The sequence below is a fragment of the Labrys okinawensis genome, from assembly GCF_002982075.1.
Lineage (GTDB): Bacteria > Pseudomonadota > Alphaproteobacteria > Rhizobiales > Labraceae > Labrys > Labrys okinawensis_A.
Genome location: NZ_PUEJ01000001.1, coordinates 585,270 through 600,719, shown reverse-complemented (window position 1 = coordinate 600,719; position 15,450 = coordinate 585,270). Strand labels below are relative to the sequence as shown.

At 62.9% G+C, this 15,450-nt stretch carries 15 protein-coding genes; 9 read left to right on the top strand and 6 right to left on the bottom strand.

Annotation, left to right across the window (positions count from 1 at the left end):
• Positions 1 to 216 precede the first annotated feature (216 nt).
• Together C5L14_RS02765 and C5L14_RS02760 are read left to right on the top strand one after the other, a co-directional pair.
• Positions 217 to 1,050 (top strand): hypothetical protein, encoded by an 834-nt coding sequence (locus C5L14_RS02765; protein ID WP_428832593.1) that lies wholly within the window; start codon positions 217 to 219, stop codon positions 1,048 to 1,050.
• Complete coding sequence (locus C5L14_RS02760; protein ID WP_105860473.1) at positions 1,043 to 1,765, top strand: metallophosphoesterase family protein; 723 nt, start codon at positions 1,043 to 1,045, stop codon at positions 1,763 to 1,765. Before C5L14_RS02765 ends, C5L14_RS02760 begins: the two co-directional genes overlap by 8 nt.
• Before the next feature lie 148 nt (positions 1,766 to 1,913).
• On the opposite strand, the gene C5L14_RS29885 is transcribed toward C5L14_RS02760, so the two are convergent.
• Complete coding sequence (locus C5L14_RS29885) at positions 1,914 to 2,372, bottom strand: hypothetical protein (RefSeq protein ID WP_146126815.1); 459 nt, start codon at positions 2,370 to 2,372, stop codon at positions 1,914 to 1,916.
• Between the two features lie 201 nt (positions 2,373 to 2,573).
• Entirely contained in the window at positions 2,574 to 3,422 is an 849-nt protein-coding gene (locus C5L14_RS02755; protein ID WP_105860671.1) for an alpha/beta fold hydrolase, read from the bottom strand.
• Positions 3,423 to 3,577: 155 nt separating this feature from the next.
• Between C5L14_RS02755 and C5L14_RS02750 the strand changes: the two genes are divergently transcribed.
• From C5L14_RS02750 to C5L14_RS02720, 7 genes are all read left to right on the top strand, one after another.
• A complete protein-coding gene (locus C5L14_RS02750; protein WP_105860472.1) occupies positions 3,578 to 4,480 on the top strand; it encodes a LysR family transcriptional regulator in 903 nt (300 codons plus the stop codon).
• 245 nt (positions 4,481 to 4,725) lie between these two features.
• Positions 4,726 to 5,799, top strand: coding sequence for a tartrate dehydrogenase (locus C5L14_RS02745; protein ID WP_105860471.1), 1,074 nt, complete (start codon positions 4,726 to 4,728; stop codon positions 5,797 to 5,799).
• A gap of 296 nt (positions 5,800 to 6,095) precedes the next feature.
• The gene (locus tag C5L14_RS02740; protein ID WP_105860470.1) at positions 6,096 to 6,305 is read left to right on the top strand and encodes a cold-shock protein; all 210 of its coding nucleotides are present in this window, start codon (positions 6,096 to 6,098) and stop codon (positions 6,303 to 6,305) included.
• Between the two features lie 311 nt (positions 6,306 to 6,616).
• Positions 6,617 to 7,633 (top strand): hypothetical protein, encoded by a 1,017-nt coding sequence (locus C5L14_RS02735; RefSeq protein ID WP_105860469.1) that lies wholly within the window; start codon positions 6,617 to 6,619, stop codon positions 7,631 to 7,633.
• A gap of 361 nt (positions 7,634 to 7,994) precedes the next feature.
• Entirely contained in the window at positions 7,995 to 8,465 is a 471-nt protein-coding gene (locus C5L14_RS02730) for a hypothetical protein (protein ID WP_105860468.1), read from the top strand.
• Between the two features lie 388 nt (positions 8,466 to 8,853).
• Positions 8,854 to 9,315 (top strand): MucR family transcriptional regulator, encoded by a 462-nt coding sequence (locus C5L14_RS02725; RefSeq protein WP_105860467.1) that lies wholly within the window; start codon positions 8,854 to 8,856, stop codon positions 9,313 to 9,315.
• 597 nt (positions 9,316 to 9,912) lie between these two features.
• On the top strand, positions 9,913 to 10,158 hold the full coding sequence (locus C5L14_RS02720) for a hypothetical protein (protein ID WP_146126814.1): 246 nt from the start codon (positions 9,913 to 9,915) through the stop codon (positions 10,156 to 10,158).
• Positions 10,159 to 10,274: 116 nt separating this feature from the next.
• Here C5L14_RS02720 and chrA read toward each other — a convergent pair whose 3' ends face one another.
• The 4 genes from chrA to C5L14_RS02700 form a co-directional block, all read right to left on the bottom strand.
• The gene (gene chrA / locus C5L14_RS02715) at positions 10,275 to 11,582 is read right to left on the bottom strand and encodes a chromate efflux transporter (RefSeq protein WP_105860465.1); all 1,308 of its coding nucleotides are present in this window, start codon (positions 11,580 to 11,582) and stop codon (positions 10,275 to 10,277) included.
• Between the two features lie 103 nt (positions 11,583 to 11,685).
• Positions 11,686 to 12,714, bottom strand: a complete 1,029-nt coding sequence (locus C5L14_RS02710; protein ID WP_105860464.1) for a trans-3-hydroxy-L-proline dehydratase — start codon at positions 12,712 to 12,714, stop codon at positions 11,686 to 11,688.
• 11 nt (positions 12,715 to 12,725) lie between these two features.
• Positions 12,726 to 14,417 carry an aconitase X gene (locus C5L14_RS02705; RefSeq protein WP_105860463.1) on the bottom strand — a complete coding sequence of 564 codons (1,692 nt, stop codon included), beginning with the start codon at positions 14,415 to 14,417 and terminating at the stop codon, positions 12,726 to 12,728.
• A gap of 17 nt (positions 14,418 to 14,434) precedes the next feature.
• On the bottom strand, positions 14,435 to 15,436 hold the full coding sequence (locus C5L14_RS02700) for a 4-hydroxyproline epimerase (RefSeq protein ID WP_105860462.1): 1,002 nt from the start codon (positions 15,434 to 15,436) through the stop codon (positions 14,435 to 14,437).
• Positions 15,437 to 15,450: the final 14 nt, after the last annotated feature.

Here is a 15,450-nt window from a genome sequence, read left to right as displayed (position 1 = left end):
ATCCTTTTCGGGCAGGGCCATTGCGATGCTCCCGTTCATCGCGTGCGGAGGCATTGTATTATGGCGGCCGAAGCGCGGAGGAAGTCGCCGAGGCGGCACCTGCAACCAGGCCGAGGTGATCGCGGGCTTGCAAGGAGAGGATCGCTTTCGGAACCAAGCCCTTCAACATCCGTTCCAACAGGACGATCAACCTGTCCGGCAGGCAAAGGGATGCGGATGGCAACACATCACAAGAAACAGGCAGCCAAGGCAAAGCGCTCGACCTTGATGCAGGTCATGGCCGAACCCTTGCTGCATGACGACGAGGCCGAAAGCTTCGTGCAACAGGCCATTCGGGATTTATGTGCCTGCGATGTTCCGTTTCTGCTGGCCGGCACTTTTGCCGTGAGCGCCTACACAGGCATCACCCGCCTGACCAAGGATCTGGATATTTTCTGCAAGGCGGGCGATGCCCAGCGCCTGCTAGCCTATTTCCAGGCCGAGAACTATGCCGTCGAGATCGAGGATGATCGCTGGCTCGGCAAGGTTCTCAAGGACAAGAAGTTCTTCGACGTCATCTTTGCCTCCCCGAATGGGACGATGCCGGTGGGCGACGACTGGTTCGAGCAGGGGCGCCAGATCCACCTCTATGATTGCAAGGTCGGCATCGTCGGGCCGACCGATCTCATCTGGTCCAAATGTTTCGTACAGATGCGCCATCGCTATGACGGTGCCGACGTGGTCCATCTCATCCTCAAGACGCATGCGCAGATCGACTGGCATCGTCTGCTTGCACATATGGAGGTGCATTGGGAGGTGCTCCTGATGCATCTGCTCAATTTCCGCTGGATCTATCCATCAGAACGCGACGCCGTCCCCGCCTGGCTGCTGACGGAACTGCTCGAGCGGCTTGACGCACAGCGGCAATTGCCGCCGCCTCAGATGAAGATCTGCCGAGGTCGCATGTATTCGCGCGTGGACTTCGAGATCGACGTCAAGGAATGGGGGTTCGCCGATGTGGGCGGGGAAGGGGACCGCCGTGCTTCCAAGGGACACAGCAGCGATGAGTGACAAGCCAAAGACCATCAAGGTGGCGGCGCTGGCCGACCTGCATGTCAAGGATACGCCGGAAGAATCCTATCGCGATCTTTTCAAGGAGATTTCGGGAACGGCCGACGTGCTGGTTCTGGCCGGGGACCTCACCGATCTCGGCAAGCCGAAACAGGCCGAACATCTTGCCGCTGACCTTGCCGCCTGCAGCATTCCGGTCGTCGCCGTGCTTGGCAATCACGACTATGAGGGGGGCGAGGAAGACAGGCTGGTCGCCATTCTCGAGGCGGCGAAGGTGCATCTGCTCGACGGCCGGCATGTCGAGATCGAAGGCGTCGGCTTCGTCGGCGTGAAGGGTTTTGCCGGTGGCTTCGGGCGGTTCATGCTGAGTTCGTTCGGCGAACCCGCGATCAAGGCCATGGTGGCCGAGGGCATCGATCAGGCGATGCGCCTGGAGAACGCCATGCGGCAGGTTCGCGCCGATCGGGCGGTGGTGGTGCTGCACTATGCGCCCATTGTCGAGACGGTCGCCGGAGAGCCGCCCGAGATCTATCCCTTCCTGGGCTCCTCGCGCCTTGCCGAAACCATCGATCGCTTCGAGGTCAGCGCGGTGGTTCACGGCCATGCCCATCGCGGGGCCTATCAGGGCAGGACGCCGAAAGGCGCGCCCGTCTACAATGTGGCGGCTCATATCGAAAAGCCGACAGGCCGGCCTTACGCTTTGCTGGAGATCTGAGCCTTCGGACAGTTCTTTGTCGCAGGATCATGCAGGCGCAGCCTTGACGTCAGAGAAAGTACGCTTTCCTGGATCGTACTTCCTCTCTGTCTGCTGTTTTGGCGCGTTTTCTCAATCGAAAAGCCCCTCACTTTTTTCGAGAAGTGCTTTAGGTGCTGACAGCAGTCCAGGCTGCAGCACTTCCCAACGTCACATAGGGTGAGGTTGAAGAGGGGGCGAGATATGAGGTGAATTGCGGATTGTATATATAGATCGTTTGTCCGGTACTGATGACGTTGCCTGTAGTCCCGTTCAAGTCGGTAAATAACTGGAAAGTACATCCAGGAACGGTGGATTTGATATTGCCCCATTCAGCGGCTTGGCCGGGAATGCCTTGAAGCCATAAATGTACAACAACGATCAACCGAAGATACACTTCGGCGCCGGTCAGAATTTCTCCAGATGTCGTTCCCGTTGAATCGAACCATATATCCTTGAGATCATCATAAAGGATCGCAGAATATGCATGGGGGGAGATGACCGCTCCTTCCCACGATAGATATTGACTGTTGCTGGAAGATTGAATGCCATAATTAACGCCATATTGAAGTGTGCTTGGACTCGACATATGACACCTAATTGTTGAAGGCTAATATATAGAAGAGAGGTATTATTGAATTGTCAAATGATTTGTTTGATATTTTGGGTTTTAGAGAAATAAATCACGAATTACTTCTTCGTTTGGGCAACAATTCATGGCCTGAGAATGAATAAATCCTTTAGCGTTCTGCACGGCGCTTGGCCGGAGCGGAGGCGCCCGCATGAGTGATCAGGCCGGAGCCGCCTGCAGGAATGACAGCACTTCTGCCATGAATTCCTGCGGAAATTCGATATTGCTGAGATGGACGGCCGGCAGCACCTTCAGCCGGGCGCCGGGAATAGTGGCCGCAATCTCCTGGCTCTTGCCAAGCGAGGTGACCGTGTCGAACTCGCCGGCGATGACCAGGGTGGGGGCAGCGACCAGGGCGATGGTCCGGCGCAGGTCGGCGTCGCGCACGGCCGCCCAGTTGCCGGCAAGGCCCTGGCGCGACGTATTCAGCAGCATCTTCCGGAAGGCTTGGATGGCCGGCCCATTCGCCTCGACCATGGCCTTCGGAAACCAGTTGCCGAGGAATGTTTCCGCCGTCTCCGTCATGTCTGGCGCGGCAAGAACGGCGGCGATAGCCTTGTCGAAATAGGCCGCAGGTCCAAGGTAAGCGGCTGTGTTGCTCAGGATCAGGCGCTCGACGCGTTCCGGAGCATGAATGGCGAGCCACTGGCCGACGAAGCCGCCCAGCGACAGGCCCAGGAAGTGGGCGCGCTCGATCCCCAGCCAATCCATCAATTCCAGCACGTCGCGCCCGAGACGGCCGTCGGAATAGGCGCCGGGCGGCACGTCCGAGGCGCCGTGACCCCGGAAATCATAGCGAACGACACGGAAATGTTTCGACAGCTCTGGGATTTGCAGATCCCACATATGCAAGGTCGTGCCGATGGAATTGGACAGGACGAGCGCTGGGCGATCGTCCGGGCCGTCTATCGTGTAGGCAATCCTGACGCCGTCTCCGGTGGTCAGGAACGACAGGCCTGCCGTTTCTTCGAGGTCCGGCGTGGCGGGACGGGCGCTGGCGTTGGCCATGGGCATGCTCCTTTTCCTGTTTTTGCTGTCTCCGGCGTCACGGCCGGGATCGAGGGAGGCAAGCCGTGCTCCTCGATGGCATGCTGCGAAACTAGGCCTGATCAATTTCGACAAAAATTGAAAAGATTTTTAATTCTTTGTAATTATAGATGACAATGTATGCTTTCACGCTTCAGGAAATCCAGTGCTTCGATGCCGTGGTCCGCGAAGGCGGCTTCCAGCCTGCTGCCACCGTGCTCAACCGCTCGCATGCCGCGATATTTGCGGCGATCGCCAAGCTGGAAGCCAATCTCGGCGTTCTCCTGTTCGACCGGAGCGGCTATCGCGTATCCCTGACCGAGGCCGGCCGTTCGTTCCATCGCAAGGCTCAGTCCCTGCTCGGCGAGATGGAGGCGCTGCGCGTGCACGCACAGCAACTCGCAATCGGCGAGGAGACGCATCTGCGCGTCATCCTCGGCGACACCTGCCCCCTGCAAGAAGGCCTGCAGCTGCTGGGCGGCTTCTTCTCACAATGCCCGCAGACAAGGCTGGACCTCCATTTCGAGACGATCGGCGGCCCTTCGGAGCGGCTTTTGGAGGATGAGGCCGACCTGATCCTGCATTGGGTCGAGAAGGCCGATCCTCGCTTGGAATGGATCGATCTGGGCACGGTATCGTTCGTGCCGGTGGTTGCTCCGGGCTTCTTGCCGTTCGCGCTCACCCGCCGGATCTCGCCGGACCAAATGCGCGGCCTCACCCAATGCATCATCCGCGATACCGCCCGGTCGGCGACGAAGGCGAACTTCTATGTCATGGAAGGCGCACCGCAATGCACGGTGTCGGATCACGCGATGAAGAAAGAGGTCATCATGCGGGGCATGGCCTGGGGACACTTGCCGCGTTTCATGATCGAACGGGAATTGCGCGAAGGGCGCCTTCTCTCCATCGCCGGAAATGCTTTTCCGGGTGTCGAAACCGAACTGGTCGCCGCCCGGCGACGCGATCGCCCGCATGGCCCCGTCGCCAATCGCCTCTGGGACCATATCGGTGTCCATGCCCCTGCCTTGTGGAAGGGCTAGGAGCACCGCCGATCCGACGCCTGGTCCCAAGCGTCTTCGCAATGCATCTTGGCAATTCTTGATGGATCCATCAAATTGCGGGCCTCAGGCGGATTCTTCATACCGCGCCGGATTGCGGTTCAGGGTCTCCAGGATACACTGGCACCGCCCGTTCCGCTCCCAACCCCGGACATCGTCAACACCAACGGCTCCGCCGATGTCGCCCGACCCATCCGAAACCCACTTTTTTTATCGGAGCACAGACGATGCGCGAATATTCCATCGCAGCCATTCCTGCCGACGGCATCGGTCCCGAAGTCATCGCAGCCGGTGCCACGGTGCTGGCGGCGCTCTCCAAGCGGGATGGCGGGCTGAAGTTCAATATCGAGAATTTCGACTGGGGCTCAGACTATTACAAGAAGCACGGCGTCATGATGCCGGCCGACGGGCTGTCCCGGCTCAAGAAATTCGATGCGATCTATTTCGGCGCGGTCGGTGCGCCCGATGTCCCCGACCACATCACGCTCTGGGGGCTGCGCCTGCCGATCTGCCAGGGCTTCGACCAATATGCCAATGTCCGGCCGACCAAGATCCTGCCGGGTATCACCTCGCCCCTGCGCCATTGCGAGCCGGGTGATCTCGACTGGGTCATCGTACGCGAAAATTCCGAGGGAGAATATTCCGGGCATGGCGGCCGCGCCCATCGGGGGCTTCCCGAGGAGGTCGGCACGGAGGTCGCGATCTTCACCCGCGTCGGCGTCACCCGCATCATGCGCTATGCCTTCAGGCTGGCCCAATCGCGTCCGCGCAAGTTCCTGACAGTCGTTACCAAGTCGAATGCGCAGCGCCACGGCATGGTGATGTGGGACGAGATCGCCGCCGAGGTCGCCGGGGAATTTCCGGACGTGACCTGGGACAAGATGCTGGTCGACGCCATGACGGTGCGCATGACGCTCAATCCCCGGAGCCTCGACACGATCGTCGCCACCAATCTGCATGCCGATATTCTCTCCGATCTCGCCGGCGCGCTTGCCGGCAGCCTCGGGGTGGCGCCGACGGGCAATATCGATCCGGAGCGGCGCTTTCCCTCGATGTTCGAGCCGATCCACGGCTCGGCTTTCGACATTGCGGGCAAGGGCATCGCCAATCCCGTGGCGACGTTCTGGACGGCCGCCCAGATGCTCGACCATCTCGGGGAGGCGGAGGCCTCCGCCAGGCTGATGCGGGCGGTGGAGCGGGTGACGGGAGCCGGCATTCTGACGCCCGATGTCGGTGGAACGGCCACCACCAGGGACGTCACCGAGGCGGTCGTCGATGCGATCCATTCGTCCAATGTCTGAACCATCCGCCGCGATCGGCCGTTCTTTACAGTCACGGCGAAATCACGAGCTTATGCGACAGTGGAGATACCGCCAGTGCCTGCCTTAGGAGGAACTGGCGGGTGACACGGTCCTAAGAAACAACCTTGCCCGGCGTTCGAAGCGTCGGGCTCTTTCTGAATGGAGCGGAGACGGACAGCCGCTTGCCTGTACCACGGGGAATAGTCTGCCGGCACCTTGCCGGGGACATTGTGCGCGGCGATCCGAACGAAGCGGTTCCGAAAGCCGGGATTGAAGCCTCTGGGAGGAGGCTCGGCATGAGCACTGGTACTGTCAAGTGGTTCGATCCCATCAAGGGCTACGGCTTCATCGCACCGGACAATGGCAGTCGGGATATCTTCGTTCACATTACCGCCGTGACGCGCGCTGGCCTCGGTGAGCTGCGAGAAGGGCAAAAGGTGAGCTTCGAACTGGTCGTCGACAACCGGACGGGAAGTTCGAAGGCGGACACGCTGAAGCTTTGCTGAGGCCTGGCCTTACCAGGGAAGTTCTGCTTCCTCGCACCGCAATGCAGGCTCTCCATCAATTTGCCGTCCTCTGCCGACATGCAAAGCGGGTAAAGGAAACGTAACGCTTGCACGCTAGCGTTGCCCATGCCGATTACGGCCATGCTTGCCTGGTCTTCGCATCACCTGGTGCTGCGTCTTCTTCGCGAGCCGGCTCGGCGAGAAGAGGGAAAGAACTCACGATGGCTCGATTGGCGCACACGGCCCAGGCGACCCCTCGCACCCGCAGGATGGACGACCCGGTAGCGGCTTTCGGGTTACACTTCAGGACGATGATCTCGGCACGGCTGCAATCCGGGCTGGCAAGGGGCGTAGGCATCGCCTGCCTGTCCCTCGCTGTCGCCGTGATCGGCGCCGGCTCGGGCGGGGCTTTGGCCGCAGGGCAGGCTGCCGGCATTCCCGCCTGGCTGATGCCCTATGTCGGGGAGGGGCCGGGCCAGATCGCCTTGCCGGTCCTGCAAAGGGCGCGCGCGCTTTATATCCAGAAAGCGAGCCAGGGAATCGTGAGCAATCCTTGCTATTTCGCCATGGATGCGACGCGCCCCAACGATCCCGGCAGTTCGGGTGGACGTTTCTACATCATCTGCGAATCCCAGCATTCCTTCCGGGCCATCTCGGCCGGGCATGGCGGCGGCCGCAATCTCAGAGGCGTGGCGGATTTCGCCAATGGGCGGCGCTGCGCCAGGCATTTCGGCAATGCCCAGGATTCGGAACTGACGACCGGCGGTTCCTATGTGACTGCCGAAACCAAGACCTCGTTCAAGGGCTATTATCGCGTGGCGGCGAACCAGGATGCGGCGTTCCTGCGATCCTTCGTGCAGTTCGACGGCATAGGCGAGACAGCCAATGCCCGCCAGCGCGCAATCGGCGGCCATGCCGCCGTCGCCCTGAAAGGCGTGTGCTTGCGCAAAGCTCCGAGCAGCCCCTATGCGAACCAGGATGGCTACGTTCCGTTCGGCAAGCTGGTGGACTATGCCGGCGGGCGCAGCAATGGCTGCACGAGCTGGTCTCTTGGGGACGTGAGGCAGATCCTGTCCATGGTGAAGGACGATCCGACCACACTCTATCTCTATCCGGAAGCCGCCGATGTCGGCAATGTCGCCCGAGCCGTGGCGGCCGGCCAGTCGCCTGCCAGGGTCGGGCTCTATTGGAACGCTTCCTGTCTAAAGGAGATCGGCGCGCCCAAATATTGGTCGAGACAAACGCTCGAGCCGGTCTTGGCGCAATACAAGCTCGACCATCCCGCGCCGCCGCCACGGCCGACCCCGATCTGCGAGGGCAGCGAATAAGTGTGGCTGTCGCGTGAGACGAGCGCGATAGCACCCAAGGAACTCGGTGCTGCCCGGCGAGCTTCCAGGAACCCGACTGAACTTCTCGGCTGGACAAACGGGTCGCAGCCAAGCTTTGGAGAGGGAGGTGCATTTCGCCGAAATCGCACCTTGCTCCAGCCGGGCGCCGCTACCGTCGCTCCGCCAAACATGGCTTTTCTAACCAGCGCTTTGCTCGGGGAGGCCGCGCAGGCGTGATCTGCCGCAGCGAAGGCTTGGCCCAGGCTCATAATTGCCAGGAATACTGCCGTTATGGTGGCCCGCCGATTGAACGGTTCTGAGAAAGTCGTCAATATCGCTCTCCGATCTGGAGAGTTGACCAATGAGGATTGCTTTCGCCTTGTCTTGCGCTGGCCTGATCGCCTGCTTTGGCATCGCGCCGGCCCTGGCCGATGGTGCCAACTGCAGCGACATCAAGCGTGCATTGGTCTCTGCGAATATGGACTTCATGCGCATCGAGCGGGGGGCCCTGCCGGTCGCGCCGGCGCAGGCCGCGTTGGTGATCGGTCAGATGTCCGCCCTTACCCAGCTCACCAAGCTTGCCTGCGAGGAGGAGGATGCCCGTCAGATCGCAAAGGTCGTAGGGGTGCGTCTGCGGGCTTTGCAGGAACTGCTGCCGATCGGTTCGGCTCCCGCTGAAGTGGCGGAAGCCCCCGAAACGCCGCCCGCGCCGCCTCCGGCGCCGCCCAGCGAAGCCCGTCGGCAGGCTGCCCGCAAGCCGACAAGTGCCGTCGGGTGCCATCGCATCTACTATACCAGGGACGGGCATCGCTATTGGCGCTGCCAGCGCTGACGCCGGCCTGCCTCGCCGTGCCTGAGAATTCGCGCCCCGCCTGAGGCGGAGGCCGAGGTCCGACGGTTATCGCATCGCGAAGCTCGTATCCGCCATCGCTGCCGACTGCCGCCGACAGAGCCCGTATGCCCGGCAAAGGGAACGGCTGCCTCTTTCTTAAGCATATCGACAGTCTTATCTAGGGCGGCCGTCAGCCCAGCCCATCGAATTGCCAGAACTGTCGATGTTGCCTGAGGATAGGCCTCAAGACTTTCTAAAGCTGGCTTTACATGGATCATAATTTGCTTGAGAGTTCCGGACTCACCGTAGCAATAGGGTCCACAACGCTGCGGTCACTAAGAAAACTTCACTCACCTTGAAATGAACACAACAATGAAAGTGGCTCAACGTGCTTGAAGCTGACACGAAGCTGGTCGACCTGACGGTCGATATCGTCTCTGCCTATGTGGCAAATAATCAGGTCTCCTCCTCCTCCCTTTCCGAACTCATACGATCGGTACATGGACGACTGAGCGATCTGAACACTGGAAAGCCGGTCGAACCCGTCGCCGCGGCAGCGCCGGCGGTGCCGATCAAGAAGTCCATCACGCCCGACTTCATCATCTGTCTTGAAGATGGTCGCAAGTTCAAGTCGCTGAGCCGGCATCTGCGCAGCGCCTATGACATGACGCCGGAGCAATACCGGGAAAAATGGGGGTTGCCCGCCGATTATCCCATGGTGGCCCCGAATTACTCGGCCCATCGCTCACGGCTGGCGAAGGAACTCGGTCTGGGTCAGCAAGGTCGCCAGACCAAGGAGAAAACCCCGGTCCGCGCTGCGCGCGGCAAGGCCAAGAAGAGCAATGCCTAGAGCAAAGCGCGTTCCAGCATGAACGCTTTATTTCTCTAACTCATTGTTATGACGCGTCTTTGCGATTCAGCGTGACTTCGTCCGATCGCAAAGCGCTATAGGGGGTTTTCCAGAAAAGCCGGCTGGCTTTTCGATTGAGAAATGTGTTGAAACAAGGGGATGGCGCAAGGCGTGGCTCGTAAAAAAGCACTTCGGCACCGGCCCTTTGTTTCGGCGCGCCACCGGTGCGTTCTTTCAATCGCAGAGGCACCGGAGCAAGATAGGCCGCCCATCCTCCGCCGGTTTTGCAGCAGGGCTCTCCCTGCGATGACGTTGTCGCGTGACTGGCTTGCACGACGCGACGGTCTTTAAAAGGTTGGTACACTCTCCCGATCCCCTTATGGTAGGCGCATGGAGAGGCCGAGCGGGGCAACCTTGTAAATGTCTGGTATCTTGCGGACTTCCCCTGTTCGTGCCGGCGGCTCGATAAGGGGCGTTGCCCAGAGCGTTTTGCGATTGGACGGAGGCACCCGGAATCGCAAAGACGCGTCGAAACAAAGACTCAGGGTAAATTGGCGTTCACACCTGAACGCGTTTTGCTCGAGGGGAGAGTGATGCGTGACCGGTGAAGTAATCTTGTTGGACGGCCTCGGCATTGTCGCCAGCGATCTGGTCGAGCCGGGGACAGTGGCGATCATGCTGCGCGGCGGCGACGTGCAGGTCGTGCCGGTGAGAGAGCTGCGTGCGACCGTCAATCAACTCGGCAGCGACAAGATCGAAGGGCTGTCGATGGCCCCGTCCGACTTCACCCAGGTGCAGGCGGTGATCGACCGCCGCAGGGCCGATGACGCCGGCGACGAGTAGCCGCCTCCACCGCCGCATGCAATGACAACGGATCTCAGGGGAAGCGGCTGGAAGCGAGCGTGATGTCGTGCGCTCGGATGCCGGCGACTGCGATGTTTGACCTCCACGTCATTGGATCAGACCAGGGTGAGCAACGCACCTGCGCCGGACAGCAAGGCGACGACGATCCAAGGCGGGGTTTTCCACACCGTCAGCAGCAGGAAGCCGGCGAGCGCGAGCGCAAAGTCCCGCGGCGAGAGCACGGCGCTGGTCCAGACGGGGCTATAGAGGGCCGCGGCAAGAATGCCGACGACGGCGGCGTTGGCGCCACGCATGGCAGCCTGTGCCGTGGGGCGCAGCCGCAACCTGTCCCAAAAGGGCAGCATGCCATAGACCAGCAGGAGGCCCGGCGCGAAGACGGCGATCAGCGCGAGCAGAGCGCCGGCAATGCCGTTGGGCGCGGGCGCCATGACGGCGCCGAGATAGGCGGCGAAGGTGAAAAGCGGCCCCGGCACAGCCTGGGCCAGGCCATAGCCGGCGAGGAAAGCCTCGTTGCCGACCCAGCCGGGCGCTACCACCTCCGCCTGTAGCAGCGGCAGGACGACATGGCCGCCGCCAAAGACCAGCGCTCCGGAGCGGTAGAAGGCGTCGAACAGAGCGATTGCGCGTGAAAGAGCCGTATCCGGGCCGGTCGCGCCCACGAGAACGGCAGGAATGAGGAGAAATGCCGCGAACAGGGCCAGGGCGATGGCGCCCTTGCGCCGCGATACCGCAACGCCGAGGCGGCCGATCGCGGCGCTTTTTTCGATACGGCAGAGCCAGATCCCGGCGAGCGCCCCGATCGCGATGGCGGCGATCTGGCCGAACGAGCCTGCCGTGAGGGCGGTGAGGATGACGGCCGCCAGGGCAATGGCGGCGCGTTCCCTGTCGGGCGTGAGGGTCCTGGCCATGCCCCAGATCGCCTGGGCGACAACCGCTACCGCAACCAGCTTCAGGCCGTGGAGCACGCCAGTCGCCACGGGGCCGGTAAGGGTCGAGGCGCCGAGCGCGAAGGCAATCAGGAGGGCGGCCGACGGCAGGGTAAAGGCCAGCCAGGCTGCAAGCCCGCCAAGCAGACCTCCGCCCCGCAGGAGTCCGAGACAGAAGCCGACCTGGCTCGAGGCGGGGCCCGGCAGGAACTGGCAGAGCGCCACGAGATCGGCATAGCCGGCCTCGTTGATCCACCGGCGCCGCACCACCAATTCGTCGCGGAAATAGCCGAGATGGGCGATCGGCCCGCCAAAGGAGGTCAGGCCGAGCTTGAGGAAGACGCTGAAGACCTCGACCGGCGAACCGCCGGCTGGACCTCCTTCCTTGGCTGGCGGGCCTTGCTCCTTGCCGGCTGCGGAGGACTGTGGAAGCGCATGGGGCTGCCCGAGAGGATCTGGTCGTCCGTCGACCGCCATTGCCACAATGCCCGCCTCTTCGAAAACCGCTGTCGATTCCCGATGATAGAGGCGGCAGGTTTCGGGTCAATGACGGCGCTGACGGCTTGCGTGGGCGCGCCGGTCAGCGCGCGCCCCAGGTATCGCTCAGCCGGTAGCCGCCGGGCCAGGGGTCGGACGGATCGAGCATGTGCTGGTGGGTGCCGGTGATCCAGGCCCGACCCGAGATCTCGGGCAACACCGCCGACCGGCCCCCGACCTGCGTGGTGCCGACGATGCGGCCCGTGAAAGTCGAACCGATGACCGACACCGCCGTGAGGCTGTCTTCCAGCGTCATCTGCCCACGGGCGTGCAGCACGGCCATGCGGGCCGACAGGGCCGTGCCCGTCGGCGAACGGTCGACCTTGCCGGGCTGGATCGCCACCGCGGCCCCGGCACGCAAGCCCTCGGCCGTGCGTTCGACGGTGCCGGCGAACAGGCAGAAGGAGAAATGCCTCCAGTCGGGGTTCTCGGGATGATGGAAGCCGAGCGCTGCATTGGCGGCGTTGGTGATCTTGACGCCCAGCGTGGCGATATCATGGGCCTCGTCGGCCTTGAGCGAAAAGCCCAATGCGGCGGCGTCGACGATGACGAAACTGTCGCCGCCATAGGCGGTGTCGACGGTGAGCGTCCCCAACCCCTCCACTTCGAGCTTTGCATCAAGCTTGTCTGCGAAGCTCGCGAGATTGCGTACGAAAATACGCTCGGCTTTGCCGTTCCGGCACTCCGCGCGGACGCGGACGAGCCCGCCGGGAGCCTCCAGGGTGATCTCCGTCACCGGCTCGTGCATCGGCAGGATGCCGCTGTCCAGGAGCACGGTGGAAACGCAGATCGAGTTCGAGCCGGACATCGGCGGGGTGTCCTCCGGCTCCATGATGATGAAGGCGGCATCCGCCTCGGGATGCTTGGGCGGCACCAGCAAATTGACATGGCGGAACACGCCGCCGCGCGGCTCGTTCAGCACGAAATTGCGCAGGGTCTGGTCGCGGGCGATCCAGCGGCTCTGTTCCCAGATGGTTTCGCCGGGCGGCGGCGTGACGCCGCCGACGATGACGTCGCCGACCTCGCCCTCGGCATGGGCCGAAATCACGTGAATGGTCTTCGTGCTGCGCATGGGAAGGTTCCTCAGGAAAGCCAGTGCGGTAGGCGATGCGGGGCATGCCCGGTCAATGCCGCCGTCACGCAATCGGCAAGGCTGCCCAGGCGCACGACACGGCCGGACAGGCCGGGGCCGTAATGAGCGTATTTGCCCGAATTGGTCATCACGGCACGGGTCCGGGCGGGGAAGACCGGTTCGGAAATCGAGCACCAGCACAGGTCCGGCAACACCTGCACGCCGCTTTCCTGCAGGCGGGCGAGGGTACCGTCGCCTTGTGCTTCGCGGATGACCTGCTGTCCGGCGGTGACGATGACGGCGACATCCGCGAGACGCCGGCGCCCGCCGAGTGCGTCGGCCAGAGTGCGGCATTCGCCGAGTGAGGCATGCGGACTGCCGATAGCGACAAGCTCCACTTGTTCCGGGCCGTCATTGAGGCGCTGCCAGGCCGCCGCCATGTCGGTGCGGGTAATGACGGCGTGATCGGCGTCATCGGCTGCGGCATTCCCTGCCTCCGGCGTGACGCCCTCCACATGCAGCATCGGTGCGGCCGAGGTGGTGCCGAAGGCCGCGCAGAGCGCCTTGAGATCGTCACGCGAGGGCCCGGCCTTGGCGAGTCCGCGCAGGAGCGGAATGCGCTGGGGCGCGGTGCGGCCGGCGAGATAGCCGATCAGCGGCCAGAAAGCATCGTCCACCTCGTCGGGAAGCTCGATGTCGATGATGCGACGGGCCCTGCGGTGTTGATCGAGATAGACGCCCGACAGCGGAGCCCGTCCCGTTATGGCGATGCAGAGGTCGAGGAAGTCGGGATGCTTGGCCGTCCGCGCGCCGAGCACGCTATTGGCAAAGATCACGGCATTGGACTCGGCCCAGGCGATCGCTGCGCCGGCAGCGGGAGCGCTGTCGAGCAGGTAGGGCGAACAGGTGAAAGTCGGCTGGCAGCCCATGCTGACATAGGCGTCGGCGAGGCGTGCGGCGGGGGCGCCGAAAGAGGGCGGCACGCCCTGTTCCCGCCAATGGGCATGGTCGATCGAAATGGCGTTCATGGTGGTGGGCACACGAACGCGCGCGCCCATCTCCGCCATTTTCGCGGCGAAGGTCAGGTTGGCAGGCCCTGCATAGATGCAGCCGTCGATATGGCCCTGGCTGATGTCAACCAGCCTTTGTGCGCCCTGCTGGGCCGCCATGGCGCAGATGATGCGCATGGCCTGCTGCACCGCCGGTCCATCCCGCCCATCGAGCATGGCGCGGTCGGCCCCGGTGAGGCCGAGAAGGGCGGTGGCGGGAGGCGCCAGAGGCAACGAGAATCCGTCGGCCTCGATGGCTGTTTCGCTGATCCGCGCCGACTTCGCCCGTGCCAAGGCCGCGAAAGCGTCCGGCGCCAGGCGCAGCACAGGCAGTCGCTTGCCGAACAGTTCGGCGGCGATCAGGGCGCCCAGGGTCAGCACGTCCTCTGCCTGCGAGAATATCAGGGCCGCCGGCGCCCGTCCGCTCAGGGCCAGATCCAGCAGCACGCCCGAACCGGAGCAGGAGCCTCTGCTGGAAGGCATCGTCAGGATGGCGCCCGTCAGGCAGGCGCCGTGCAGCGGATGGTGCACGTCGATGACGCGGCCGTTGGCCGGATCGACTCCGCCCCAGAAGCTCAGGGCTTCGTTACTGGCGAGCACCGGCCCGCTGGCCCTGCCCGCGAGGACGGCATGCGCGGAAAAAGAGGCGTCCATTTCCCCATGAAGCCGGCTCACTTGACCACGAAACCATGCGCGAAGGGGTCGCGGTCGTCGATGAAGATGGTGTTGATGCCGGTCATGCGTGCCCAGCCCGCGATGGAGGGGATGATCGCGTCACGGCCGGCGACCCGGGTCGCCGCTTCGACCCGGCCCTTGAACAGCGACCCGATGATCGATTCATGCACGAATTCGTCGCCGACCTTGAGCTTGCCCTTGGCGGCGAGCTGCGCCATGCGGGCGGAAGTGCCGGTGCCGCAGGGCGAACGATCAATCGCCTTCTCGCCGTAGAACACCGCATTGCGGGCATGCGCGCCTTCCTGCGTGGGCTTGCCCGTCCACTGGATGTGGCTGAGGCCCCGGATCTCCGGGTGCTCGGGATGGACGAACTCATATTTGGCGTTCAGCGCGGCCCGCAGCTTCGGGCTCCAGCCCACCAGTTCGCCGGCGGTATGGTCGGCCATGTCCCGAAAATTCTTCTGCGGCTCGACGATGGCGTAGAAATTGCCGCCATAGGCGACATCGACCACGATCTCACCCAGGCCCTCGACCTCGGCCGTCAATCCCTCGGCATGGAGGAAACCGGGCACGTTGGTAAGGCGCACTTCCTCGACGAAGCGGCCTTCCTGGCGATAGGTGATGTCGACCTTGCCGGCGGGGGCGTCGATCGAGAGCCTGCCGGGTTCGCGCGGCGTGATCAGCCCGTGCTCGATGCCCATGGTGATGGTGCCGATGGTGCCGTGGCCGCACATCGGCAGGCAGCCTGAGGTCTCGATGAACAGCACGGCGACGTCGCAATCGGGCCTGGTCGGCGGATAGAGGATCGAACCCGACATCATGTCGTGGCCGCGAGGCTCATACATAAGGCCGGTGCGGATCCAGTCGAATTCGCGCAGGAAATGGGCGCGCTTTTCCAGCATGGTCGCGCCTTCCAGGCGCGGGCCGCCGCCCGAGACCAGGCGGACGGGATTGCCGCAAGTGTGGCCGTCAATGCATGAGAACGTATGGTTGGCCATGGCAGGACCTTTTC

Coding starts and splice junctions, on each gene's coding strand:
- C5L14_RS02750 (WP_105860472.1), top strand. CDS start 3,578: ATGTATGCTTTCACGCTTCAGGAAATCCAGTGCTTCGATGCCGTGGTC.
- C5L14_RS02745 (WP_105860471.1), top strand. CDS start 4,726: ATGCGCGAATATTCCATCGCAGCCATTCCTGCCGACGGCATCGGTCCC.
- C5L14_RS02700 (WP_105860462.1), bottom strand. CDS start 15,436: ATGGCCAACCATACGTTCTCATGCATTGACGGCCACACTTGCGGCAAT.
- C5L14_RS29885 (WP_146126815.1), bottom strand. CDS start 2,372: ATGTCGAGTCCAAGCACACTTCAATATGGCGTTAATTATGGCATTCAA.
- C5L14_RS02755 (WP_105860671.1), bottom strand. CDS start 3,422: ATGGCCAACGCCAGCGCCCGTCCCGCCACGCCGGACCTCGAAGAAACG.
- C5L14_RS02740 (WP_105860470.1), top strand. CDS start 6,096: ATGAGCACTGGTACTGTCAAGTGGTTCGATCCCATCAAGGGCTACGGC.
- C5L14_RS02735 (WP_105860469.1), top strand. CDS start 6,617: ATGATCTCGGCACGGCTGCAATCCGGGCTGGCAAGGGGCGTAGGCATC.
- C5L14_RS02765 (WP_428832593.1), top strand. CDS start 217: ATGGCAACACATCACAAGAAACAGGCAGCCAAGGCAAAGCGCTCGACC.
- C5L14_RS02710 (WP_105860464.1), bottom strand. CDS start 12,714: ATGCGCAGCACGAAGACCATTCACGTGATTTCGGCCCATGCCGAGGGC.
- chrA (WP_105860465.1), bottom strand. CDS start 11,582: ATGGCGGTCGACGGACGACCAGATCCTCTCGGGCAGCCCCATGCGCTT.
- C5L14_RS02705 (WP_105860463.1), bottom strand. CDS start 14,417: ATGGACGCCTCTTTTTCCGCGCATGCCGTCCTCGCGGGCAGGGCCAGC.
- C5L14_RS02760 (WP_105860473.1), top strand. CDS start 1,043: ATGAGTGACAAGCCAAAGACCATCAAGGTGGCGGCGCTGGCCGACCTG.
- C5L14_RS02730 (WP_105860468.1), top strand. CDS start 7,995: ATGAGGATTGCTTTCGCCTTGTCTTGCGCTGGCCTGATCGCCTGCTTT.